This is a genomic window from Brasilonema sp. UFV-L1 (assembly GCF_012912105.1).
Classification (GTDB): domain Bacteria; phylum Cyanobacteriota; class Cyanobacteriia; order Cyanobacteriales; family Nostocaceae; genus Brasilonema.
Genome location: NZ_QMEA01000063.1, coordinates 33,308 through 59,046 on the forward strand (window position 1 = coordinate 33,308; position 25,739 = coordinate 59,046).

Consider the following 25,739-nt stretch of genomic DNA (forward strand, 5'->3'; position numbering starts at 1 on the left):
CCTATTTAACAGTTACCAGTTATCAGTTTGAAGAAGAATTCAGCAATTCTGAATTCAGTATTCACCAAGGAAGAAATAAAGAATTGAGTTTTTCGACTCCTGACGACTGACGTCACGACTCCTGACTCCTGACGACTGACTCCTGACGACTGACTCCTGACGACTGACTCCTTCACTGTGTACTGTTTTAAGTTATGAAATCAAAGAATTGAATAACTTATTTTAGACTCTTGTCAAACTAGCGCGGGTTTCTTGAGAATGACTACACAAGCCTTACCTTTGTTTTCGCCTAAGTTACCCGGTTTTTTTAGTCTTGTTGAGAATGCTGCAAGATGCTAGAGAAATTCTTATCCCCCTCATTTCCCTCCTTTTATTCACGAATCACCTAGTACCGCTGCTTTAAAATTCGTTCATTAAAAATTCAAAAAGCTTATACTGTAAGCTTTTCGTTGATTTGGAATGGTTGGTTTATTCACGCGCCCTGTGTACTAGTATTGCTAGACAACATTTAGAGCTTACCGGGGTTCCGACTGGAGAAATGGGCGAAACCCTCTTTGGTTGATCTGAAAGCCCCTCGATTGATCGTGGGGTTATTAGGGTTTCGCCCATTTCTTTGTCCCAATGCGTTACCTGCCAACTTTATTTTAGATGTCTATCAGAAGTATTAATAATGACTTTGATGTTTTCGCTGTGCTTGTTATGAATTTTTGTAAAATTTTCCGTAATTTACTAAAAAAAACGTGATTCATAAATATGGATAAATACGTTAGATTCTGGCAGGAAAAAACCGTATCTCATGAGTATACCAAGTGCAAAATGAAACAAAACTCACCAAATCAGCTGAGCAAGAACGGGGACTGTAAACCAGTGAGGCGAATACATTGTATATTATGACTCAGCCAGGACTGAATTCTTTGTTGATAAACTTTCATCTGAGTACTTAACACAAGAAATTTGTTAGATTAAGCAAAGGACAAACAATCTCCTTGACATCACTGATTCAGGTTCGTACGAGTTTGGTGAAACGGGCTGATCATAAATTTTTCATGAAACTTAGATTAAACTTATTTTTAGGATTAAGTCATAAATATGTCACCGCTCGGAATTGGTTCTAGTGACTCAACTCATACACTCACAACAGGAGAAGCCAAGCTTTGGATTTTGTTGGTAGGTGTTAATGAATACCAAGATGAAAACTTGCCTTCTTTACGCTATCCAGCTTTAGATTGCCAAGGGTTAGGAAAAGCACTTAGCAGCGCCACCAAAGGATTTCCTAATAAAGAGGTGATTGTCCATCATGATTTTGCACCACAACCTCCTACTTTGGAAACGATTCGTAGGAGCCTGCAACAAATTGTTTCACAATCTCAATCTCAAGACTCGATCCTGTTATATTTTTCAGGGCATGGAATGTTAGAGCCGAATACTCAGCAGTCTGTTCTGTGTTTAGCAGATACCCACAAAAATGACTTGCTGGCTACAGGCTTAGGTATGCAAGATCTCGTGCGAATACTAGGGGCTAGTCCCGCCAACCAACAGTTAGTTTGTTTAGACACTTGTCATAGTGGGGACATGAGATTGTTAGGAAATAGAGGTAGCGCCAGAGATGGAGACATTTCTGAGAGTTCACTCAATTCCACAACACAAATGATGGATGTGTTGAGACAACGTGCTGCTCAAAGTAAGGGATTTTGCGCTTTACTCTCTTGCGATCAAGGACAAAAGTCTTGGGAGTTTCCAGAATTAGGACATGGATTATTCACTTACTATTTAATGCAGGGACTTTTAGGTGAAGCCGCTGATTCACATGGACTGATTGAAGCAGATAGACTTTATAAATATGTTTACCGCCAAACGCTACAGTATATTAATAATTTAAATCAGCAACTGCGTCTGATTAATCAGCAAAAGCTTGAACGTGGAGATAGTAAACTTCATCCAGAGTATCCTCTACAAACACCGAAACGAATTGTAGAAGGAGTCGGAGAATTAATTGTTGGATTCCAATCTGTAAAAGCTGAATCTCAAAAAGCAAGACGTGCGGTTGTCATTGATGGACTCTCAAACAAGAAAGCCACCACTGACTTAAGTCGATTGTTTGCTGGTGCTGGTGGTTTTGAAGTAGATTACTTTCCTCAAAAAGGCAAAAATTGGTCAGAAATACGTGGAACAATCCAAGGATTGACTCGTTGGCGTGGTGAATCAGAAATCAAATCTTCCTCACAATGTGGGATAGCCAGAAATCCACCGACATCATTATTCTACTTGCGCGGGCAGATCGAAGAAATCGAAGATGGAGAAGCCTGGTTAATTTTAGGTGATGGAGTGCGCCTGAGTCGTTCTTGGTTGAGACAAGAGTTACGCCGCGCTCAAAAAAGTCAACAAATCATTATTTTAGATTTCATTGTCTCAGATTCTTCTATTTCAACTTCTGTGGAGAATTGGATAGAAGATTTGCAATGTGAGATAGAGCATGGACAATGTATAATTGCTGCTGCAACGCCTCCTCAGAAGCCAGAATTATTTTCTCAAACGCTTTTAGAAACCCTTGTGACAGCAAATCCGCAAGTCGGGTTACCAGTTGCGAAATGGATGACTCAGTTAAAAACACTTTTACAATCCAAAGGCATCAACGTTCATGTCTGGTTGTCAGGCACACAAGCAGTTATTGATATCTTACCTGGTAATATAGCCACAATTTTCCAAGATTTGCCAGGGGTAGAAATCTTTGAAGTTCAGCGAAACAAACAACAGCAGAAAGAACAGAAGGAAAATTTACTCCCCATATCCCCAAGTTCTACACCTGTTTCGACTCTTGGTGTTCATGAATCTTCCGCAACCAAACAATCCAAACTCAAATTTTCCCTCAGTTCAGAACAATATACAAATCTAGAACAGTTGCTCAAGCAATCTATAGGACCAATTGCATCTTTAATATTACAACAAGCTGTCGCACAAGCAGCGAATTGCCAAGAATTAGTGAGACTTTTAGCGAATTACTTATTACCACAGCAACAAAAACAATTTGAAAAACAGGCGATCGCTCTATTAGAAGCATCCACCGTTTCATCTCAAAACCAGTCTGCTCAATCGCCAAACAAGGAAAATCAAACAATCGATGCTAATTTTATCAGTAAATGCGAGCGCGAGTTAGCTTATTCAATTGGTCCGATTGCTAATTTTCTTATTAAACAGGTTTTGCAATCTCAGCCACAAATTTCTTTATCAGAATTTGTCAATAAGTTAGCACAGAGGATTCCTGAACCAAAACAAGCTTCAGAGTTTAAGCGGCGCATGCTTGGTTAATAGGATTTATTGTCAAAATAAAAATTTTTAAAAATTTTTTTGATGGTTACTTCAGTCTCAATACGGTTGCTGTTAACGTAATTGTTGTTCACACAAACCCGGTTTCTGCAAGAAACCGAGTTTGTGTTAAGCGTGCTTATCCGAACCGTATTGACTATTGACTTACAGCAGATTTCAACTTCGTGAGGTACAGAAATACCCCACCCGCGCACCTCAAGCACCCTCCCCTTGGTAAGGGGAGGGTTGGGGAGGGGTGTACCTCATGTACTTGCAAAACGCTGTAAGTCTATGTGTCAAATCCAGTATCTACTTCTTCTGATGATGTGTATCATCATTATTTAACATCTTAAGAGCCATTTCCAAACTATACTTCATCCTGTTGAAAGCTTCTGCTAAATCTCCGATTTCATCTTTAGATTGTTTATCAAAATTGGCATTCATATCGCCAACACTCACTTGTTCCGCCACGTTAGCAATTTTTCTCACACGTACAAGCACAGTTTTTTTCAACAACTGATTGATGACGATAATGATGATTGTCAAAATCATCCCTACAACTCCCATCATCAGAATCAATGAGCGACTAGCATTGTTCAAAATAGCCGAAGCCGGAACATAAACCATTTGAGCTGCAACAATTTGATTTAGCTTCCACCCAAAACCATTGTCTTTTCCGTAGGTTGTTAATTGACTTTTTGGAGCTTCTTGGGGAGTATTATGACAGCGCAAACAACTCTGTTGTTCAATGACAAAAGGTCGAGCAGTATAAAACAGTTTTTCTCCGGACATTGTTCGGAAACCATCCAGCCGTTTTAAAGCCTTATCTTTCTCGAATTGTTTAACAATATCAGCTTCAAAAGCATCAGGTTTATCTCGTAAATTGGTTGGATTCGGAGCAGCGTCTTTGTAGACAAAATTCGCATATTCTTTGTTTTTACGGAAAAGTTCAAACACCTCTCTAGTGGAATATGTTGGTATAGCTTCTGGGATGAACTGCTCTTGAGTGTCTAATTTTGGTAACAATAAGGGTTGTACGCGGTCATTGGTATAAGTTCTCATCGAATTGACCAATTGCATGAGAATCTCAGCTTTAGAACTTATCTCACCCTCTGCTTTTTTTTCAAGTACATTTGATAAAGCAATACCACTAATGAGCATACCGCTGATCAAAACCATTATTAATATTAGATTAACTTTAGTTCCTATTTTCATGGTTTTTCTCTTTGCTTAAATTTTGTCTATTAGACATCTGTTGGAAAACAATGTAGAGACAGTGCTGTACGGTCAAGACAAGGGTTTCACATAACGCATAATTAATTTCTGAAGATGTCTATTATGTATGAATTATAACAGGAAGAGTGACACGAAGCTTTCCCATAAGATATTATTGTTGGATAATAACAAGGTGTCCATCAACAAAATTGTTACTAAAAACTATTGATGTCATCTCAAATTTCCCGACGTTTATTTCTTTTACAAATATTGCTCCTGTTCACGGCTTGTGCAGGAGAGGAAATCTCAAATCGACAACTTGAAATCGTGATTGGTGTCATTAGCTATGGAGATGCAAAACAAGTCATAGAACGATTTGTTAGGTTCCGTAAATTTTTAGGTGAAAAAATTGGGGCATTTATTCAATTAGAACCGGCTTTTAATGAGAAGATAGCGATTGAGCGTATTCAGCGTCGTGCTTGGTCATTAGTCTTTGCTCCTCCAGGTTTGGCAACAATTGCAAGTGCTCAGCATCAATATTTACCACTGTTCCCTCTCCAAGTAGAGGGCAATTCACGAGCAATATTTATTGTACGCAAAAACAGTCCTTTGAAACAATTGAAAGATTTACAGGGTAAAATAGTAGCCCTAGGTCAACCAGGTTCTGTCACTGGATATTATTTTCCACTGCGCAATCTTCTTGGTTTAACATTGGCAGAAATCATATTTGCTCCTACACCAAGAACAGTACTTGAATTAGTGGTACAAGGAAAAGCTGCTGCTGGCGCTATTTCGTTGGAAGAATTTAATTTTTATCGGATAAAATTAGGTGCAGCAGAGTTTCGCATCTTATTCGCTGACTCTCAAAATATTCCACCAGGTGCTGTTTTGATTGGACCAGATATTGATACCAATCGTCAAGAGTTGATTCGTAATTATATGAAAGACGCTCCTCTTAATTTGGTTCAAGACGTTGGATATATACCAAATGCAGAACCACCCAAATATCAAGATATAATTCCCGTGATTAAGCAGGTAACATCAATTGCTGAGCGTCTTAATTCCAAACCTGTTCGTTTGTTTTGATTTCGTCAAAGCAACAAGGAAAAACACTATATCTGCTTTTTTATACTAATCAATCTGAAATATGAACGCAAAAGCATCTTGCCGACCAAGAGTAATTTGAAGACCTGATTTTAATTTATACCAAATTCCTGGTATCATTGGGTACTTATTGATGTAAGTGCCGTTAGAACTGTTCAAATCTTGGATATAGTATTCGCTTCCATCGTAACAAATCTGAGCGTGAACCCGTGAGACAACTCCAGAATCGGGAAAATCTGAAAGATCAACTTCAGGGATAAGACGGTTACTGGACTTGCCAATATTAATAACCTGAAAATGTTCCGGTAACTCAATCACCCTATTCGTTTGGACATGGAAGAGTTGTGCAACAGGTTGTTGTAAAATTGTTGGCAATGTAGGCTCTGGAGCCAAAGTTGGTTCTTCGCTATTAATTGAAATCTGATGAGGTGGAACTTGTATCTGTATGGTTTTGGCAGTGAAATCGAAGATTTTACTTGTTACGAAATAATTAAAGATTGCGAATCCAATAAGGGAAAAAACGGCGCTAGTATAAAAGACTGCTTGTAGTCCCCAGAACCTAATAGCAAGACTTCCTAATAAAGGACCAAGTGTTTGTCCCCATGATTGAAGTGTTGAATTCACCGCCATAAATCCGGCGCGAGATTCTTGTGCAGAAAGCCCTGCTAAGAGTGCTTGAGAACATGGAAGCGCCATACCTTGGGCTGCACCCAGTAGAAAAATTGGGATAAATAGCAACCAAATGTTAGGAACAAGAGGAACAATTAATAGCCCAACAGCAAACAGAAGAAAAGAGAGTTTGATGAGCTTGATTTCTGAGAGATTTCGCAGCAACCGTCCTAATTGGGAAGCAACAACTGCTAAAGACAGCGACATACAAGTCAGGAGAATACCATTTATAGCTTCCGATGTACCAAATTTATTTGCTGCTAAAAAAGGTAGAAAGGTTAAGCAAGTTCCAGTTTGCAGCATAAACACAGACATCACCGCAAACAATAGCCCAAGTACCTGACGATTGTTAATACTGTTCCAGGTTGTTTGTAGATAAGATTTGAGTTGAAAATTCTCTGTGTTCTGCGGTCGTCTTGGCAATCTTAATATTGTTAGTACCAAAAATGCCACGATAATGGCAAGTAGTGATAATAAAAACGGATATCTCCAACTAAATACCCCTAAAAACCCACCAATTAACGGAAAAAGTGCTGAACTAATACCAATTAAGCTAGCATTAAATGCCATCACAGCACCCAGCTTTCTCCCATGATAAAGATCGCCGATAATGGTAAGTTGTAGAGATTCTAGGCTCGCAGTACCAACCCCTTGCAAAAATCGCCATCCCAAAAGGCTGCTAAAACTAGAAGCCAAGCCGCTTAAAGTTCCACCTAAGGCAAATATTAAAAGCGAAGGAACCAGGATTTGTTTTCTGCCAAGAACGTCAGCTAAAACTCCAAATACGGGAGTAATAAAAGCTCCAGGTAATTGAAAAAGTGTCGCTACCCATGCCGCTTGTTCCTCTGAAACTTGGAAAAATTTTTGTATCGTTGGTAGCGTCGGGTTAAAAATAGTTCCCCCAAGAATTGCCATTAACGTCACAAAATTGATGACGTAAAAATTCTTATCCTTGAAGATATTTGCCCCATTGTTTGATTGATTTTGCATTCTTGGATTACTCATTTTTCTGACTCTTGAAAAAATTCATAACTTTTTTTAGTTTTTCTTTTTGAGTTTCGATAATAATTGAAATGATGGTTTGGGATTATTATCATTTATTTGACTGTTGCCATACACTCAATTTCCACTCGTGCATTTAAAGCTAAACTATTTACTCCTAATGCGCTTCTGGCAGGCAGTCGAGATGCCGAAAAATAGCTGAGATAAACCTCGTTCATCGCGTTCCACTCTTTCATATCTGCAAGCATCACCTGACATTTTATAATTTGGTCAATTGATGACCCATGCCTCTCAAGAATACGTTTCATATTCTCCATAGTTTGTTTTGTCTCAGCTTTAATTCCACCACTGACAAGCTGTTTCTTTCCAGGTATGTTTCCGATCACTCCTGAAAGGTAAAGCATATTACCAACACGTACTGCTTCCGAAAAAGGAAGATTCATAGATGTTGTTTCAGGAGAGGTTAGATATTCGACATAATCAGAATCTGGGGAAGATGGCATTTTTCGATGATTTTGGCTAAGTCTTGATTCTCTAGCTTCAATACTATAACTAAAAGCAGTACCCAAGAAAATGATAGTCATTAATGAAAATAAAAAATTCATTAAATTCTTCCTAAAAAGTGTCAAGTGTCAAAAAAAACAATAGACTTTTCTGGAAATAAGACGTTACTCCTTATTTTGCTTGAGTTAAAATCGAATTTTCTGAAAAAGATTATCATGATTTTGGTATGGCATCGTCATGGCTTAAGATTCTTCTAGCGAAGTGGAACTACTTTGAGTTTTCCTTAAGCCAAACAGAACAATCAAACAACTCAAGAGGATAAAGCTACTTATGCCTTTGATAGCTATTTCGGTACTAGTTTCTAGCCAAGGAATACCTTCGGGCAATCCCATCGCAGTAATCAGAAACATCCTGCTTAAGCCAAACACTGCAGCCAAAAACTCCGCAATCAAACCAACATAAGCACTAACCAGAAGCATCCAAACATTTGCTCTAGCAACCCAAAGTGGTAACTTGAGTTGTGGATAAGACAAACCAATAACTGCTAAGAAGATTCCTTGTGTAATTCCGAGCAAATGAGTAGCAAGCCCTGTACGTGGATTCGCATACAAGGGTAAGAATAGACCAGCAACAAATCCTAATAGACAGATAAAAATACCATGCCAGAGAAGTGTGTGTTTAAACTCTTGACTTTGAATGCTATCCATGTTAGACCATCTTTAGTTGTTTTTGTAACTAAATAAAAACAAAACAACACGGGTTGAGGAGTCAACCCACGTTGTTATCAGATTTAAGTTATGCAGGAAAACCGCTTAATTTTTGACCAGTTTGGAATCTAACGATCCCATCCACTTGGGGTTACGCTAAAGCCGCGCCCAATTGTCTTCCTGTTTGCGGTCCAACGATTCCATCGACCGTTAGGTTATTGTCTTTTTGAAATTTCTTGACAGCATTTTCAGTCGCCTCACCAAATACGCCGTCAACTGCAACTTCGTATCCCAGTTGGGATAACTCACCTTGCAAGCGCTCGACATCTGCACCAGTAGAACCAGATTGTAGGATTGAGGGTTGACTCATTGAAGTTTGCTCCTTTTGATGTGATATTTGTTAATACAGATGAAAGTTTGATAAATATGCAAGCGATCAAGCGTGGGTTACGCTAAAGCAGCGCCCAATTGTCTTCCTGTTTGCGGTCCAACGATTCCATCAACTGTTAGGTTATTGTCTTTTTGAAATTTCTTGACAGCATTTTCAGTCGCCTCACCAAATACGCCGTCAACTGCAACTTCGTATCCCAGTTGGGATAACTCACCTTGCAAGCGCTCGACATCTGCACCAGTAGAACCAGATTGTAGGATTGAGGGTTGACTCATTGAAGTTTGCTCCTTTTGATGTGATATTTGTTAATACAGATGAAAGTTTGATAAATATGCAAGCGATCAAGCGTGGGTTACGCTAAAGCAGCGCCCAATTGTCTTCCTGTTTGTGGTCCAACGATTCCATCGACAGTTAAGTTATTGTCTTTTTGGAATTTTTTCACGGCATTTTCAGTCGCCTCACCAAATACGCCGTCCACTGCAACTTCGTATCCCAGTTGGGATAACTCGCCTTGCAAGCGTTCGACATCTGCACCAGTAGAACCGGATTTTAGGATTGGGGGTTGACTCATTGTTGTCTCTCCTTTTGATGTGATATTTCTTAATAGAGGTGAAAGTTTGAAAAATATGCAAACGAACCGTTTAACTTTGTTAAGTTAAGGTTGTTGAGGAATATCCCACTCCACTTCGAGGCTTGCATAACCACGGTCTAGCAATGTAGGAATATGGGTTAGTTGTTGGTTGGGGCAAAGTCGTAAATTAGGTAAGCGCAAAGACAATGTCTCTAGAGCAATCCGTCCTTCCCGACGAGCTAAACTCGAACCTGTACAGTGATGGAATCCATGACTAAATGCAAGATGGTTAACAGGTGTCTGTTGGAAACGTTCAATATTGAAGTCATCAGCATGAGTGTACTGACTTTCATCGCGGTTGGCGGAACCATAGAGTACAAGAACACGAGTACCCTTAGGTAGGGTGACACCTGAAAGAGAAACGTCTTGAGTGGTAACGCGAATCATTGATTGGGCAGGAGTATCATACCTAAGTACTTCTTCCAGCGCAACAGGAATGAGTGATGGATCGTCACACAGACTTTGCCATATCTTAGGGTTTTCCAGCAAAAGTTTTAACGATTTCCCAATCAGACTGGCAGTCGTTTTATGTCCTGCTATGATCATCTCACATAAAAGCAACGTTAACTCTGGTGTGTTAAGGTCACTAGTTTGTAGCTCACTAATCAAGTCGTTACCTGGTGCAATCCGTCGTTTTTCAATCAGATCTGCAAGGAAGTGCTGTAAAGCAACATAGCGCTGAGCACATTCGATCTGGCGTTCTTTTGTTAACGGTGTTGAGAACAAAGCTGACGTGCTATTACCACACTCCTTGATTTCTGCCATTTTCTCTAGGGGGACAGTGTACATAGTGAGAATGACCTCAAGCGGTAGCGGATGAGCAAATTGCGATACAATGTCCGCATGACCATCATTGATAAAACTGTCTATCAACCTGTTGGCGATCGCACGAATGGAATCTTCTACAACGACAAGCCGCTCTGATGCAAACACTTTAAGAAAAGGATCGCGAAAGCGTTTGTGTTGCTCGCCATCGCTATTAATCAAAGAAATAAAGGGAAAGCCTTGACGCAACACTTCAATCACTTCTGGAGGATAGTCTCCAACAGTCTGGAGGCTATTTGCTGAAGAAAATCGTATTGGATCTTTGAGTACACTCAAAACGTCATTATATCGGGTCAGAACGTAAGCATTCACCAATGGGCTGTAAAATATTGGCTCTTCACTTCTAGCACGCTTATAAAATGGATAAGGGTCATCAAGTTGTGGGTTAACAAAAGGTTGGTACTCTTCTGAGATATGGGGGCAAGTTTTCTTTTCAGAGGGTATTGAATGCTGTTCAGTCATTGTTTTCATTCCTCATAACTTATGAGAGTTTTTTACTCAGTAAAGTTTTTCAGCTAATGTATAGGTTGGATTTCCTGTACCTTGTTGTACTAGTTGTACTAATCGTGATTTACTCCTGACAATCAATGGTGAATGGATTGCCTTCTGGATCAGCACCTTCAGCAATTTTGAGACTAGGCGAGGGAGAACGAACAGCACCCAGTTTCACGCCACGTTCTGTGAGTGTTTTGTAAGCAGTCTCAAAATCATTAACGTGAAATGCCAGCTTGGGTCTATCTTTACCATGTTGTGGCTCTAAATTACCGTGTAGCACCAGAGTACATTCACCCGTCGCGAACTCCACCCATTGTTTATCGCTGCGTCCTTCTATACTCTTGAAGGATTTAACCTCAAGCCCCAACTGGTCGCGGTAGAAGTTTGTTTGTGTGTCTATGTCTCTTACATAAAGAATGGCTTTTGTCAAACCTTGTATGATACTCATGTGTGTAATTGATTGAAATTTTGTTTGCATTAAATTAAGTTTTATGAATCTTTCTCGTTCCCAGTGAACGCTGGGAATGAGAAAAAGCATCAAATTATCATGCATTTGCCACAGGCGGTCTGAAGCTAACGTGCAAATTTTTAGGACCATGAAATATAATGTTGTTTGCCCATTTAATTTTTTGATCTGCCAAACGAAGCTCAGGCAAACGATTGAGTAGAACATTCATGGCGATTTGACCCTCGGCACGGGCTAGCGACGAACCAAGGCAGTAATGGATACCGCCGCCATAGGCACTGTGTTTGTTTTCTTGACGCTGTATATCCAAAACATCAGGGTTCTTGAATTGGCTGGGATCTCGGTTGGCTGAGCCAAGCATCACCCCCACGCTATCCCCGCGCTTAATCAACTTGCCACCGACCTCAACGTCTTCATAAGCCCAGCGTGTTACCATCTGGATTGGCGTGTCGTAGCGGACGAACTCCTCTACTGCCGCAGGGATAAGTTCTGGGTGGGAGCGTAACTTTTTGAGTGCTTCTGGATGCTGGAGTAACGCCAGTGTCCCCTTGGCAATTAGGTTAATTGTGGTTTCGTGTCCTGCGGTCAACAGGTGGGTACAAGTGGCGACGATCTCAAAGTTGCTCAGTTTGTCGCCCTCATCAGCAGCTTTGACTAAAGCCGAGATCAGATCCTCGCGCGGATTAGCACGTCGTTCTGTGATTAAAGGAGTGAAATAATCGACGAATGCTTGGGCAGCCTCGTTTGCACGTTCGTAGACTTGTGGTGGTGGTTTCAAACGGGAGGCGCTGGCTTGTTGCATGGCTAGTGCCCATTGACGGAATAATGGCAAATCTTCGGGATCAGCACCTAGCATAATAGCAACCACCTTAGTTGGCAGAGGGAAAGCAAACTCCTCAACCAAGTCCAACTCACCACGGTTCTGGACTTGATCCAACAGATTGTCTGCGATTTCGTAGATGGCTGGACGGATGTTTTCGACAATTTTTGGGGTAAATGCCTTGCTAGCCAGCGATTTTAGCCGTGTGTGATTGGGTGGTTCCCGAAAGACTATCCAGTTACTGACCAAAGACAGGAAGGCGTTATATGCTGTTGGCACTGGCGTGGTTTCAACGTCTTCTCGTTCGTTCAAGGTCTCGCGACCAAATCTCCTGTCTTCAAGAACTTTCATCACATCTTCATGACGGAAGATGTACCAGGCACCCGGCAATTGGGGATTCGCCGATACCCCCCAATGAACGGGGTCTTCTTCTCTGTAGCGACGGTAGACTGTGTAGGGGTCTTGGATAACTTCTTTTATAAACGGGTTTAATCTTTCAATCGTTGAACTAGTCATTTTTTATCTCCAAGAAAAAGTTTTTAATGAAACGTTAGTAGGGGTAGCGTCCCTTTACTAATTTTCCAATGGCACCAGTTGCAGTGGATTGCGCAGTTGGGACAACATCTGTGTCATTTGGTCGCGTCCAGAGTTGAAAACTTGTGCTACTGATGGTCTTGACTCCAAACGTCTGACGTAATTTGTCAAGTTGGGAAAGTGTTTGTAGTTGTAAACCATACGCAGGTAAGCGAGAGTGGGAGCAGCAGCACAATCAGCGATCGTAAACTCTTCACCTCCTAGCCAGGTACGACTTGCCAGTTTTTCATCAAGCATGGCGATCGCCGTTTCCAATAACCGTTTTGCTTTGATAACTTCTTTTTTGCCCCGTTCCTCAACCGGACGCTGGGTATCAGCAAACAGGGCTTCCCGTCCACTGTTGATGTATACATCAATCATCCGTTCCAGCATCCGCACCTCTATAGCTTGTTCTGAATCAACAGGAATCAGGCGGGATGTATTTGGAAAATGTTGGTCAAGGTATTCAATGATGATATTAGCCTCAAATATCACATTTCCTTTGTCCGTTACTAGGGTAGGTATCTTGGCAAAAAGGTTAATTTGCATATACTCTTCACGGGATTTGGGGTCAAAGAGATTTACTGGAATCGCTGTAAAATCAACTCCCTTCTCGTACAGGGCGATGAGGACTCGTTGGGAATAAGATGATGCAGGAGCGTAATATAGTTTCATGACTCAGTTCTCAGTTATCGGTTGATAGTTATCCATACCGGAGAACAAATGAATTTATGCATCTGGTTCTGTTTTGTATTCGCAACAGCGAAAAGCAAACAGGCATAGGGATTAACTGATAACTGAAAACTGTGAGACGAATTCTAATTAAAAACTCCTCGAACTCGGTCAATCAGCGCCTCTGAGTCTTCAGGTAGGCTGTCACCTCTCCAAGCAACATGTCCATCAGGACGTACCAAAACATAAGCACGCTCATAAAGCTTGCCAATTTCCGGGTTATCGATGGACTTGGTTATCAAGGGTACTCCTTTGTCCTGACAAACCTTTGTTAATGTTTCGACTTTCTGTGTTGAGTCAAAGCACATCAACACAAAAGAGCGACCGAACAAATCCAAAGTAGATAACCCTTGTTCTAACCACGCATGGGGTGCGCGACAACCAGGATAACTACTCTGTTTCCACTCGAAGGCGTCATCGCTGGGAGGTGTACCATCAGGAATTATACCAGGGGACTCATAGCGAAACCCGAAGTGAACACCAGGCGCTTCAAACTCGCGCTTCACACCACTGCGTTCCATACCAATAGCCATCTCTTGGCGGATTTGTTCACCTTCTGGGCTGTCGGTCATAATGACTGGAGGAATAGCACGTTTCTGGGTGCGTTGCAAGTTGGCGTTCGCTTCCTGGAGGTTTCGCACTGCAATGGGACGCCTTTCAATTTCATAACTGTTGAGCAAATCCGGACCAGCCCAGCCTTTGAGGGTAGCAGCTAATTTCCAGCCCAAGTCAGCAGCATCACCGATACCAGTGTTCATACCAAAACCGCCAGAAGGGGAGAGTGTATGGGCACTGTCACCAACGAAGAAGATATTTCCAACTCGAAAATGGTCTGCAACTCGGTGAGTGAGACGCCACGGAACGTTAGAAACAATTTCAAAAGGGGTATCTATTGATATAGCGGCGCGGATAGCTTCTTCAGCATCACGCACACTCCCGTCTTCTTTTGGCTTCAAAATCAGACGATAAAGTGAGTCCCCGTCTACTGCACGGAGTGGTTCTTGAAGAATTGGGTTGACTAAATAATAAACCATTGCATGGTTTTTTCCCATCACAGTCGCCAACTCTGGTGCTTTGAACACCACACTCTGAAACACCTGGGTGTCGTGAAAAGTGGGAGCATCAACACCACAAGCTTTACGTACTGCACTGCGGGCACCATCACAAGCTACCATGTATCGAGCATGAATGAGTTGTGTTGTTGCTTTTTGCAAGTTTGTCACTTTGGCGATCGCACCTTCAGGAGTTTGCTCAAAACTCTCTAAGCAATGCTGCAGGCGAATGACTCCGTGTGGATATTCTCCCAGGTAATTCTGGAACACAGGAGCAAACCAGTTTTGTGGGCAGACTTGCTCTGTTTCTGGTGAGTAGTCAGGTAGCGATCGCTCAGCATAAGAAGGAAAATGAACTCGGTATATTTCGTGTCCACCGACAGAGGTCACCCAGGCAATATCTAGAGTGTGGTCACTCGGCCAACCTGCATCACGTATCTGTTGAGCGATTCCCCAACGGCGGCAATATTCCATTGATCGTGGTCCGACTGTACTGACTTTGGGGTCAGTCACAACTCCGTCGGTCTGTTCTATAAGGATGCAATCTATACCTTGGTAGCGTAGTTCTACTGCCATTGCTAAGCCAACAGGTCCGCCACCTACTATGAGTACATCTGTTTCTAGATTGTTTTCTAAAGTCATTTGTTTTCAGCCCAAAGTTATTTGTTTGAACTCATCACTCAGTTGTCAGTTTGAAGAAGAATTCAGCAATTCTGCAATTCTTGATTCAGAAGAAAGAAATCAGGACTTACGCAAAATAATGAAAAAATAAACCGCATTAGCGTTTGCGCAGCGCCCCCTTAGGGGCTAGCGTGTCCGAAGGACATAGGACGCAAAGAGCACGAAGTTAAGAGAGTTTAAAAGGGTTTTTGCGTAAGTCCTAGAAATGAAGAATTTAGTTTTTCGACTCCTGACTCGGTGACTCCTTTACTGTGTACTGTTTTAATGCAATAAAGACTGGGGATGACGAGCCAGGTCTTCAAAGAATCTGGCATAAAACTCGAATATCTCGTAGACACTGCTGGGGATAACTTCGCACTCACGCGCCCGATGTCCTAATCGCTCAAATCGACGGGCGATCGCACTCATTGCGATTTCTGGCATGGGAATATAACTAGGAGATTCTATCTCAAAGGATGGTCCGGCTGTTTTACCGCTTTTGCCTGAGGGCATACTCATCAGCAACTCTCCTAAAGGACGCATCATTCCTGTCATCACGTCAATACCAGCATTCATCAGCTTTGAACGCCGCAGACTACCAGTGGGCATCAATCCAAAGTGCTGTACCATAAGTTGTATCATCAGGAAATAACTCTCGTTGAATATTTCCATGACTGCCCTGGTTTGGGGAACAGTGACAACGTTAGTGTTATAATCTCGATAATGTAAGGAAGGATTACGCAAAGCAGGATAGGAAGGGTTCCACGGTATTTTGCATCCTGTTTCAGCATTGGTCATCTGCTCAGAGGAAAGCGCGTCTGCTAGACGACGAAATTGTTGATAGTGAGAACGTTCAAATTTCGGTGATTTGGCATGACATCCCTCTCCCTGTTCGACAATAAGATCGATGGCAAAAAGTGCGCTGTTGAGGTCGTCTACCTGAAACTGGTAATCTGGGTGAACCTTGTTAAAGTCATCGCGTAAAAATAAACGATGTTCGCCACCGACATTACCCTTTTTGACCATGAATAAATCTGGAATATTCTTCAGCCCTTCGCGAATCTGATGGTACAGTTCGCTCAAAGAACCATAACCGTGCAGGTGGTGAACTGTAGGATCGCCTCCTGCTGGTTCATTGCTGAGGTTTTCTTCTAAAAAGTCGGGCATCTCCAAGCGCATAAAACGCTGTAGAGAGGTGGCGTTCAATGGTTCAAGAGCAAAGTCTACATCAATGGGAAAGCGTCCATTGAGTTCCCGGAAGTTGGGGACTGCTGGATAAAAAGGTTCCCCGATCGCCATCAATATATTGTTAACCATCAAAAAGTGAATCATTTCCTCGCGGGAAATTTCCAGCACCACACCGCGCATCCCGTAACTTTTGACTTCTTTCCCGTCACCACAAGCTAAATGTAACTGTTCAGGAGTCCATAAACCCCGACGTACATATTCCTGACCAGTGACATAGTTGGGAATAGAGTATCCTGCATAGATGTATTGCAACATGACAGCAACTTCCAACTCCGCCGCTTGTTTTAGCGCACTTACTAACTCCTCTCGCGTCTGGAGTGTGCGTTGGGTACGCTTTGGTTCTGGAGTTGCACTTGGGACGTAGCCGACTCGCTGCTGATTTTGCAGAAACTTCAGCAAAAGCATCGACTTGGCTTGAGACATATCGCGCGTTGGAGGCATATAGTAAGTCTTATATTTGTTGCGAGGGTCAGACATCTGCCACATCAAACGCGCATAGGTTTCTACCTTGCATTGGTCAGCGAGACTGAAGACATCTACTTTCATAAACGAGAAACTTAACTCGTAGAAAGCTAGAACGTGTTCGTAGATTAAGTTAAAATCTACAGCTTGATCAGGAATGTCTTCTAGGTGCCAGTCATCACTCATGACTCGAACAGCAAAGAAGCCAGCACCACCCCAAAATCCGAGTTTATCATCATTGTCATAAGCAATTTCCGCTTCGTCTAAGTCATTAGAATCACAGGCATTGCATATTTGCGGGATGATATTATTTTCTTTGCGCTCTTGGCGACTTGGCGGTTCGTACTTCATCCCCTTTTTGTGCAACGCCGAATCACAAACTAAATCTTCAGAGTGAGCAGATAGCAAAACTCGTGTCGTTCCTGATTTGGCACCGCGCACAGTTACCCAAGCGCGCCCCTTGTAGTCAGTGGAAATTGCACATGTGGGGGTAAATTCTCCCTGAAACTCCCGCTTTCCTGGCTTGAAGTGGACAATTTCCATTTCACTGCTGCGAGGAAAGTGGAAAGTCTTATCTACGTTGGCGCGATCGCTTTCAAACTCGTAGCGTAGTTGAGGAAAGGCTTTTGGGTTGTAGAACTGACGCAGATAGACAGACTCAACTGGTGCAGGACGCCCCCGGACGAAAGACCGTACTTCTAACTCGACTGCATGGTCTTCACCACGCTTCCAGTTTGGATGTTCTAGAAATAAACAAGCGTCATCTATCTGAAGGTTGATTTCTTCTTCTTGAACGAGAATTTGCGGTTGTCCGTTAGGTGCTGTCCCAAGGATGCATAAACCTTGCTGTTCTATTTCCTCAGACAAGTTTTCAAGCGGTTCTGCTAAAGGAACATCTACAATTCCACTGGTGAGTTGATGCGCTTGGTGTTGGTATTTTTCCTTTGGTATCCGCGCTATCAACCTTTTGCTGTCAACGGTACGCACTTCCAAATCACCCAAGTCAAGTTTGGGACCAATAGCGTGAGTTGGTCCTGGTCCCGGTTTGGGGGCGCGTCCTACACAGGGTACTGCTGTGACCATGTTTAAACTCACGCCTTGAGGGGTGACTTGCAAGGTGAGGTTAGACATTGGTCGAGATTCTATTTCCGATTCCGCCGCACGTCGAGGAGTGAGCAAGCGTCCGTGAGGATAAGTGCTGAGTTCATCTTGACACCATAATCCGATAGTTCCGTGCAGTTCCCAGAAAGTTGGTGAGTCAGGCTGAACTGGTGCAGACATATTACTGATGCCCAATTGCACAACTAACCCCAACACATCATCACGATTCATTGCTTCTCGTAACATTGATACTGTTGGTGACTGGGCGACTTCTTCACCCCAAAGGAAATCTTGAGTATCTTTGGGGACAGTAAATTGATAAACGGCTGCTCGTTTAAATTCACTATTGAGACAGTGTTGAGGTAATTCGCGGATATGGTTGAAGTTTTGCCAACGGGCTAACTGCAGACCTGAAATTGGTCCAGAAACCATATTTGGGGTTTCGTGAGAACCACCAAGGCGTCCGAAGGTTAATTGACCCAACATAATTGTGTTAGTCCAATTGGAAGCTGGATCGCATTCAAAGAAGCGGGCGCGATTGAAGCTTGTTTTGACGTAATCATTGTAGTGACCCCATAAATCAACACTGCGTCCGACAACTGGATCGTGTTGGTCAATCTGTCCAAACTCGCGTTGTGTGCTGACAATTTGTGCTTCAATCGAGAAGTGACCGTTTCCGCCAAAGTCCCACCCCATTGCCATGCTGAAGGGACCATTTTCATCTAATTCTCCTTGAGCATTGAACCGAGGTCCTAAGTTATACAGGTATTCGTGGTACTCGGACGCTCTACGCTGCTGGTCAAATGGCTTACCGTTCATGTAGACTGTGTTGCTACTGACATCTACCAGACCGTTTTTATGTCCTGTAGGGGCGTGGATGCGTGCGAAACCTTGAAAGTGCAGCCGGGGAAAATTTAAGATACTCATCTTAAAAAACCATTTTTATGACTTTGGACAAAAAGGGAAGGTAGGAAAGAAAATAAGGACTTTGCTGAATATTTGTGTTTATCTGACAAATCGGGAAAGTGGGCAAGTTATGGGAGTTAAAACACGAGATGATTAATTTTCCCGATAAATACTGATTTGTATTGAAATGGAACAAAATATGAGACTGTACTGAAGTTTAACCGTATCTAGAAATATTTCAGCCCTTCTTTATGTTAGAAAAATACCTCATTGACAGCAAGCTTGTTATCTATATGTTTTACATATACATTGATTTTTTGTTAACTTTAATACATCAAGGAGCTTGCGGTCATATTTTGTTTGAAGCATTGTGAATACGTGTTAAGTTTACTCCCAGATACATTGTCTTTGTCTCAAAGACTACTATCTTGTTTTCTTTTGTTTTTCTTCATAAATAGCGTTCCTTGAACAAGTCAGGGTTGATAGTCATAAGGTCACAACAAATATATAGAGTTGAGTCAGTCGAACTTATGCAGTTACAGATTTGAACAGAGGCATAATAAGTGCAGCACAGGAGCAAATCAGAGGGCGAAAACCCTTTTACTTCTGACGGGCGTGACTTCTGAATTCTACTGTATGTTCTCAACCTTCCAAATCTATTGAACGGGCGAGTTGAGATGATTAAGCCATTTGACAACCCTGTAATGGTTGGTTATCTTCTAGAGGGCGTTGCTGATTTGAAGTATGAATCTAGTTTTGTCATGCTGAATGTAGCGAAGCGAAATGAAGCATCTGCAGAGATTCTATGTCCTGCGGACACGCTGCGCTAACGCTTCACTTCGTTACGCTGTCCTGCGGACACGCTGCGCTAACAGAATGACAATTCATACGCTGATTCAGCAACGCCTTCTAGAGTCTTACCATTTGTCAAACTCCTCATCAAGTACTTTTTTTTTGCTTTCAATGTTGGTTTGTGAGAAACAATATCGTACACAGCGAAAAGTGCAGACTCGATAGAACCCTGAAGCCAAGCAGGGTATTTAGAACAATGTTCGCCAGCAAAGAAGAGAGTGTTTTGTGGTCTAGCAGCTTCTAAGTAATTGACAGTATGATTCGATTCATCAGACGTATCATCGCTCCAATGAACAGTGCATCCACCAGCACTCCACTCGTAATTACCCCAGGCAATTGAAGCCATATTTAAAACCATACTAGGAGTTTTCAGCTCTGGGTGAATTTTGCTGACTCTATTCTTGACATAAGCATGACGCTCTTGCTCAGACATCATCCCCAAGCGTTGTGCATCATCGCCGATAGTATAACTAGCAAGAATCGTACTACCACTTTCAGGGTTGAATTTCACAGAAGGATAGTATATTTGGCGAACGCCATCACCACTGAAAGATGCACCACCCTTGATACCTTGTTTTTCCCAAAAAGCTTGTTCTGTGTGAAATGCGACCTTGGTTGCTGGACAATATATAGTGTTGTCGATAGATTCTAATTTTCTGTCATCAAATCCGCTTAACTTCATCTTCCGCAAGACTGAGAAAGGAATAGTGCATAACACATAGTCACAACTGCGGGTATGCAACTGTCCATTTTCCAAGTAATCCAATTCTACGTGGTCTTGACATACGCGTATTGCCACTATTTTTTGGTTGCACTGAATCGGAGAGTTGATTGATGCTACCAGACGTTGGATGAGTTGATCCATTCCACCTTTGAGTTGTAATAAATCGTGACTAGTTTCAACTAAGATGTCACTGAAGAACATATCCAAAGCTTTGCTGCAACGAGCGCGAAAACTTGGGTTATCTTTGAGAAATTCTTGTAAGTCGATAGTTTCGCCGTCTTCGCTAAAATAAGGTTCTAAATCCAGTCTTTCTAATTCATCCATTAAATGTGATTTCAAGTCTTGTTCCAAACTTTCACGCAAGTTACCAGGAGAAATAGTATCGACGATGGTTTTCAGCCATCCAGCAAAGAGTTGGGTTTTCTCGCTGTAATCATTGTCGGTAAAAATTCCTTGATAACGCTCTTGAACGAGGCGGGGTGCGTCTTTCATCCGGAAAGTTTTGTCTTGGATGTTTATGAAGGCGTTTTGTTCTTCAAAGACTGTGACAAATTTGCAGAGTTTGTCATCCAACCCCATTTGGGATACATAGTGCAGTGTATGCTGATGTTCACTGGGGATACGCATTGCTCCCAGTTCTGCGTAGGGTGCGTCAGGTTCGTTTCCAAAATGGTGAGTCCAAATTCGACCACCGATACGTGGGCTAGCTTCCATAATATCTACTTGATGACCCAGACGTTCTAACTCATAGGCTGCAACCAAACCAGCAATCCCCGCGCCGAGAATGGTGATGCGCCTACTTTCGGGGAAGTTTGCTAGTTTGCACATATCGAGCATTGCTGTGGTGTCCATTTTTCAATTCCTCCAGTCAATGAGTTGGTTGTTTGTTTCGGGTGTTTCAACCGCTTCAAAAATTTCATACGGCGGAGGAATTTTTTTTATGCACTTGATGCTCAAGCTATGTGAAAAAAATAATCAGACTACAGTTAGATGACAAGCATAGATAAGTGATGCGTCAGTAGACAGCCAAACCCTTGCGCGAAAGTCCGGAGGACAGGCGATCGCAAAGGCGATCGCACAAGACTTGCGATTTAAACAATGCAAGTCTTGTGTCTGCTTCAATTGCTACATCTATGGTTAACGACATTGATTTCTCCTGAATTAACGCAAAAACGCTAGCTGTTAAATTCTTCTTGTTTTAGAATCTGATGCATAAACGGATAAGAGTATCAAAGACTTGATTTCTTTCTTAAATGCAATTTAAGTTGATTATTGACATTAGACGATATGAAAAAGTCGTAAAAAGTACGAAGTTTTCAAATAAGATTTCTAGGAACTTATCGAAAGATTTTTCTAAAAGTCTTAAAAAGTCATATGTCTGTCTTTTAATTATGTACAACTATATATAGCAGTCCTAAATCATATGCCCGTAGGGCACGCTACGCGCTCCGTGAAAAACAATATTCCCGATTTCTCAAAGAAGTCGGGAATATGAACCTTGGTATTTTCAAAAAATCAAACAAGCAAAATCAATTGCAAGTTTCTGTCCTAATCCTTGTGATGTCGGTGTGATTAATGACTACTTCAATGCATACTCAGGGTTATATTCAACGAACTCAATCTCATTTCCATCTGGATCATTGACATAAATTCTGTGCTTGGTTTCTGAGGCTGTCATTGTGTAATATTCAATCTTCTCAGTATCAAGCAGTTTTTTCAAAGCTTCACCATCTTTAATCACAAAGCCGACATGATTTATGCCAATGCTTTCATAGGGCGTATGTACACGCTCTTGATCCGTTTGATCATTGAGGGCAAGATAAAATTGATTATCTCCGAAATGCATCCAGTGTCTACCCTCAAATACGCCCTCAGCGCGTACATACCAATCAGGAAATAGGATTTGATAAAACTTCTTGGTTGCATCAATATCTTTGCAAGAAACGTTGATATGTTCAAAGCGAATAAAGTTCATATTTTTCTCCTTTGCGCCGAACCCTGTGTCATGAATCAATGAACAGTTATCAAATCGATAATTGATAACTGATAACTGATCATTGATTAGTAGTTAAATCGGCAAAGCACCGAAAACTGCAGCAAATCCTGCATCTAAGTGAGTAACCTCACTGACAACAAGGCTTTGCATACCTGGTGGGTTCTTAATTTCATCTATCTGTTTAAATCATAGTCGATATGAGTATGAGTTTGCCAGACTTTAGCAAAAAAAAATCGCTGACATTTTATCTGCCTGCGATTATCTGGTGAGTATTGAATCACTGGCTGTCACATTTGGGACAGTGTTGTGGTGGTCACAAATTTGGAGTAAAGATTGACAATTAAAGCTTTTTATGTAATCACAACGGATACGAAGAAGAAGAAACTTTCTCATCAAATCCGCATACGACCTTGTTGTCAGCCGGGTTGTAAGGCATTAACTCAGCAACTTGCGCTTTGTTAAGTCTGTTAACGCAGATGCGTCTTGTCGTTTGATCAACCTCAGATTCATCGTAAGGTAGTAATACCTGCTTGTTAGTCATTCCGTCATTAAGCTCGACAACCAAGTACTGAAAATGTCCAGCTTCATCAACCAAAATATCCACTACTTGCCCCGCCTTTTCCTCTTGAGCTGTATAGACTTCAAAGTGCATGAGGTCATGCTCCTTAAATGAACGACGGGAACTTGCTTCAAAATCTTCAATTCTTAAAAGTGTCATAATTTTCTCCAGTTTTTTATCTGGTTTTCTGCTTTATAAGTGCTCTCTTCTCACGACAACTCTATTTTTCTGAGTCATTAAGCTAAATCTAGGTAATAAAACTCTCTGCAATTTTAAAAACTCTTTACCAATTCATCCTTGGGGAAAATTGTTAGCTCCTTTGGCTCACACCATTTAATCTGAACAGTAATTCCTTGTGCTCCTTCGTTAACTAGATCCTCAATGTAGCCATCTTGGTCAACAATAGCTTGCTCAACATTATCGAAAGGTCCAAAGTAGTAGGTACAGCAGGGCTTATTGGAGATAATTTCTACCCAACAGTCCATTTTCATGAGCTCCTTTTCAATAGTTGGTGTGAAAATCATGGCAGTTCTGTGTAATTATCTTAATGGCACTACTTACGCGTTCCCGATTTGGTACTTACTTCAAAAGTGACCACAAAGTTTATTTTCTGAAGATTTGATTTATTTTTTAGATTATAAAAAGTAGTTGTCAAATTCAGTCGGTTACTTACCCAATTTTTATAGGTAGATATCCGCTTTTAGTTGTGAGGCTGAACTCAACCTTTGCTCTGGGAGGATGAATGGGGTAGTTGGCTCACAGTAAACTTATGGTCAATAAAAAAGCACTACCTCAACAGATGGATAGCAACTTAGAAAATATTTTACAAGCTCAACTCAACCAATCACTTCACTTCACTGGCTGTATGGGTGTCAATGTTGCTATCAATGATGAGAAACATGGAACCTTCTTAGGAAGCAGTGGTTTCTCGGATCTTGATGCCAAAGAACCTCTTGGTGTCAATCGCTCATTTTACATTTACAGCATTACCAAAACCTTTGTTTCTGTTTGCTTATTGCGTTTAGCTCAGGATAAACTGTTAAATTTAGATGATCCACTGACGAAATGGTTACCTCAAATGCCATTTGAGGATACTATCACCTTGCGTCGGTTGCTAAATCATACAAGTGGAGTACCGAGTTACACGAACCTTGAAGATTATTTGCCTGCTGTCTGTGAAAATCCTTCCGTTCCTTGGACACATGAGAAAGTTGCTGAATTAACCTGTACAGGAAAACTCGATTTTGAACCACCAGAAGGATGGAGTTATTCAAACACAGGTTATATGTTGCTGTATGAAGTGATTGAAGCAGTTAGTGGTAAAAAATTTGCCCAAGCGTTAGAAGACAACGTGTTTTCAGTATTGAATTTACAAAATACTTATGTTGCTCATCATGTTGACACAAAAAGCGTTCTGACACCTGGTTATTGTCGATACCTAAATTCAGAACGAATTATGGAGAATGTCATTCCTCGTTATCATCCAGATTGGTGTGCAACAGGACTTATTGCTTCTACGTCTGAAGAAGTTGTGAAATTTTTTGACGGTCTTTTCTCTGGTAAACTATTAGCTTCCACACAATTAGAGCAGATGCTCACCCTTGTACCTACTGGTACTCGCGAGCCTTGGTATAAAAAACCTTGTTATGGTTTAGGAATCATGGCAGATCCTGAATCTAGGTATGGTGAGAAGTATGGGCATGGTGGAGATGGTCCTGGTTATAATCTATGGGCGATGCATTTACCCAATTTTCACGGACGCAAACTGACGTTAGCAGTTTTTTGTAATACTTCTGTTATTGGTCATCCTTATGGAATGGTGAATGATTTATTGCGTGTTCTTGAAGCTGTATAGCAAACGGGTGAAAGGAATACCTTCCATCCGTAAAATTGCTTTATTTTAACTTCGTCGATTCACTTGGGTAACGCTAGCCTGGTCAACTGGCATAAGTACAACTTCGTTAATATTTACGTGGGTTGGTCGCGTAACGCAGAAAAATATTACATCGGCAACATCATCTGGAGTCAGAGGCTTGACTCCTTGGTAAACTTTTTTAGCACGTTCAGTATCCCCATGAAACCGTACCTCGCTAAATTCCGTTTCTACCATACCAGGGTCAACAGAACTCACGCGGATGGAGGTTCCTAATAAGTCTTGTTTCAAACCTTCAGAAATCGCTCTGACAGCAGCTTTCGTGCCACAATAGACGTTACCACCAGGATATGTCTGATGTCCAGCGATCGAACCAATGTTGACAACATGACCGCGATCGCGTTTCACCATTCCAGGGACAACATAACGAGTCAAGTAGAGCAAACCTTTGATGTTGGTATCAATCATTTCTTCCCAGTCTTGAAAGTCGCCTGAGTGGAGTTTGTCTAAACCGCGACTCAAACCAGCGTTGTTGATTAAGATATCAATTTCAGACCAGGAGGGAGGTAGGCTAGAAATGGCAGATTCTACAGCAAGGCGATCGCGCACATCTAATTGTAATAAATGAATGTCAGTCGCAAAGTTTTTGCTCACCTCATCTGCTAACTCTTGCAACCGCTCCAACCGTCGTGCAGCTAAAATGAGTTTTGCACCTGCATTTGCGAATATTTTGGCACAAGCCGCACCAATACCGCTGCTTGCACCAGTAATCAAAACAATTTGATTTTGAATCGAAAGCATTTTTATTCAAGGGTCAAAAGTCAACAGTCAAAAGCATTTTACTAATGACTAATGACCAATGACTAATA

Annotated in this window: 23 protein-coding genes; 4 read left to right on the forward strand and 19 right to left on the reverse strand. The window is 41.6% G+C overall.

The annotated features are described in order from the left end of the window. The first annotated feature begins 1,089 nt into the window (after positions 1 to 1,089). On the forward strand, positions 1,090 to 3,306 hold the full coding sequence (locus tag DP117_RS18570; protein WP_169219760.1) for a caspase family protein: 2,217 nt from the start codon (positions 1,090 to 1,092) through the stop codon (positions 3,304 to 3,306). Positions 3,307 to 3,612: 306 nt separating this feature from the next. On the opposite strand, the gene DP117_RS18575 is transcribed toward DP117_RS18570, so the two are convergent. Beyond that, the gene (locus DP117_RS18575) at positions 3,613 to 4,518 is read right to left on the reverse strand and encodes a DUF3365 domain-containing protein (RefSeq protein ID WP_169219761.1); all 906 of its coding nucleotides are present in this window, start codon (positions 4,516 to 4,518) and stop codon (positions 3,613 to 3,615) included. Positions 4,519 to 4,746: 228 nt separating this feature from the next. Between DP117_RS18575 and DP117_RS18580 the strand changes: the two genes are divergently transcribed. After that, complete coding sequence (locus DP117_RS18580) at positions 4,747 to 5,604, forward strand: PhnD/SsuA/transferrin family substrate-binding protein (RefSeq protein ID WP_169219762.1); 858 nt, start codon at positions 4,747 to 4,749, stop codon at positions 5,602 to 5,604. A 45-nt stretch (positions 5,605 to 5,649) separates the two neighbouring features. Here DP117_RS18580 and DP117_RS18585 read toward each other — a convergent pair whose 3' ends face one another. The 12 genes from DP117_RS18585 to DP117_RS18640 all read right to left on the reverse strand — a co-directional run bounded on the left by DP117_RS18585 (position 5,650) and on the right by DP117_RS18640 (position 18,887). Beyond that, a complete protein-coding gene (locus DP117_RS18585) occupies positions 5,650 to 7,296 on the reverse strand; it encodes an MFS transporter (protein WP_248277711.1) in 1,647 nt (548 codons plus the stop codon). A gap of 92 nt (positions 7,297 to 7,388) precedes the next feature. Then, a complete protein-coding gene (locus DP117_RS18590) occupies positions 7,389 to 7,898 on the reverse strand; it encodes a RidA family protein (RefSeq protein ID WP_248277712.1) in 510 nt (169 codons plus the stop codon). Between the two features lie 141 nt (positions 7,899 to 8,039). After that, positions 8,040 to 8,504 carry a hydrogenase gene (locus tag DP117_RS18595; protein WP_169219763.1) on the reverse strand — a complete coding sequence of 155 codons (465 nt, stop codon included), beginning with the start codon at positions 8,502 to 8,504 and terminating at the stop codon, positions 8,040 to 8,042. A gap of 151 nt (positions 8,505 to 8,655) precedes the next feature. Continuing rightward, positions 8,656 to 8,874, reverse strand: coding sequence for a peptidoglycan-binding domain-containing protein (locus DP117_RS18600; RefSeq protein WP_169219764.1), 219 nt, complete (start codon positions 8,872 to 8,874; stop codon positions 8,656 to 8,658). 77 nt (positions 8,875 to 8,951) lie between these two features. Next, a complete protein-coding gene (locus DP117_RS18605; protein ID WP_169219764.1) occupies positions 8,952 to 9,170 on the reverse strand; it encodes a peptidoglycan-binding domain-containing protein in 219 nt (72 codons plus the stop codon). Positions 9,171 to 9,247: 77 nt separating this feature from the next. After that, positions 9,248 to 9,466, reverse strand: a complete 219-nt coding sequence (locus DP117_RS18610; protein ID WP_169219765.1) for a peptidoglycan-binding domain-containing protein — start codon at positions 9,464 to 9,466, stop codon at positions 9,248 to 9,250. 84 nt (positions 9,467 to 9,550) lie between these two features. Next, positions 9,551 to 10,813, reverse strand: a complete 1,263-nt coding sequence (locus DP117_RS18615) for a cytochrome P450 (RefSeq protein ID WP_169219766.1) — start codon at positions 10,811 to 10,813, stop codon at positions 9,551 to 9,553. Positions 10,814 to 10,922: 109 nt separating this feature from the next. Continuing rightward, the gene (locus DP117_RS18620; RefSeq protein WP_169219767.1) at positions 10,923 to 11,294 is read right to left on the reverse strand and encodes a VOC family protein; all 372 of its coding nucleotides are present in this window, start codon (positions 11,292 to 11,294) and stop codon (positions 10,923 to 10,925) included. Between the two features lie 97 nt (positions 11,295 to 11,391). Beyond that, on the reverse strand, positions 11,392 to 12,648 hold the full coding sequence (locus DP117_RS18625) for a cytochrome P450 (protein WP_169219768.1): 1,257 nt from the start codon (positions 12,646 to 12,648) through the stop codon (positions 11,392 to 11,394). Between the two features lie 57 nt (positions 12,649 to 12,705). Next, positions 12,706 to 13,380: a glutathione S-transferase family protein gene (locus DP117_RS18630; RefSeq protein WP_169219769.1), complete on the reverse strand. Its 675-nt coding sequence runs from the start codon at positions 13,378 to 13,380 to the stop codon at positions 12,706 to 12,708. Between the two features lie 143 nt (positions 13,381 to 13,523). Beyond that, positions 13,524 to 15,131, reverse strand: coding sequence for an FAD-dependent monooxygenase (locus tag DP117_RS18635; protein WP_169219770.1), 1,608 nt, complete (start codon positions 15,129 to 15,131; stop codon positions 13,524 to 13,526). A 300-nt stretch (positions 15,132 to 15,431) separates the two neighbouring features. Next, complete coding sequence (locus DP117_RS18640) at positions 15,432 to 18,887, reverse strand: ferritin-like protein (protein WP_169219771.1); 3,456 nt, start codon at positions 18,885 to 18,887, stop codon at positions 15,432 to 15,434. A 656-nt stretch (positions 18,888 to 19,543) separates the two neighbouring features. On the opposite strand from DP117_RS18640, the gene DP117_RS18645 reads away from it, so the two are divergent. Beyond that, on the forward strand, positions 19,544 to 19,696 hold the full coding sequence (locus DP117_RS18645; RefSeq protein WP_169219772.1) for a hypothetical protein: 153 nt from the start codon (positions 19,544 to 19,546) through the stop codon (positions 19,694 to 19,696). Between the two features lie 38 nt (positions 19,697 to 19,734). On the opposite strand, the gene DP117_RS18650 is transcribed toward DP117_RS18645, so the two are convergent. The 5 genes from DP117_RS18650 to DP117_RS18665 form a co-directional block, all read right to left on the reverse strand. Next, entirely contained in the window at positions 19,735 to 21,294 is a 1,560-nt protein-coding gene (locus DP117_RS18650) for an NAD(P)/FAD-dependent oxidoreductase (RefSeq protein ID WP_211176187.1), read from the reverse strand. A 163-nt stretch (positions 21,295 to 21,457) separates the two neighbouring features. Continuing rightward, complete coding sequence (locus DP117_RS37015; protein WP_282440303.1) at positions 21,458 to 21,589, reverse strand: hypothetical protein; 132 nt, start codon at positions 21,587 to 21,589, stop codon at positions 21,458 to 21,460. Positions 21,590 to 22,021: 432 nt separating this feature from the next. Beyond that, entirely contained in the window at positions 22,022 to 22,417 is a 396-nt protein-coding gene (locus DP117_RS18655; RefSeq protein WP_169219773.1) for a VOC family protein, read from the reverse strand. 379 nt (positions 22,418 to 22,796) lie between these two features. Then, a complete protein-coding gene (locus tag DP117_RS18660; RefSeq protein WP_169219774.1) occupies positions 22,797 to 23,156 on the reverse strand; it encodes a PRC-barrel domain-containing protein in 360 nt (119 codons plus the stop codon). Positions 23,157 to 23,269: 113 nt separating this feature from the next. Beyond that, entirely contained in the window at positions 23,270 to 23,488 is a 219-nt protein-coding gene (locus tag DP117_RS18665) for a DUF1816 domain-containing protein (RefSeq protein WP_248277713.1), read from the reverse strand. Between the two features lie 278 nt (positions 23,489 to 23,766). On the opposite strand from DP117_RS18665, the gene DP117_RS18670 reads away from it, so the two are divergent. After that, positions 23,767 to 24,852, forward strand: a complete 1,086-nt coding sequence (locus tag DP117_RS18670; protein ID WP_248277714.1) for a serine hydrolase domain-containing protein — start codon at positions 23,767 to 23,769, stop codon at positions 24,850 to 24,852. A 45-nt stretch (positions 24,853 to 24,897) separates the two neighbouring features. Here the strand turns inward: DP117_RS18670 and DP117_RS18675 are convergent, their stop codons facing one another. Beyond that, on the reverse strand, positions 24,898 to 25,671 hold the full coding sequence (locus tag DP117_RS18675) for an SDR family oxidoreductase (protein ID WP_169219776.1): 774 nt from the start codon (positions 25,669 to 25,671) through the stop codon (positions 24,898 to 24,900). Between the last annotated feature and the right edge of the window lie 68 nt (positions 25,672 to 25,739).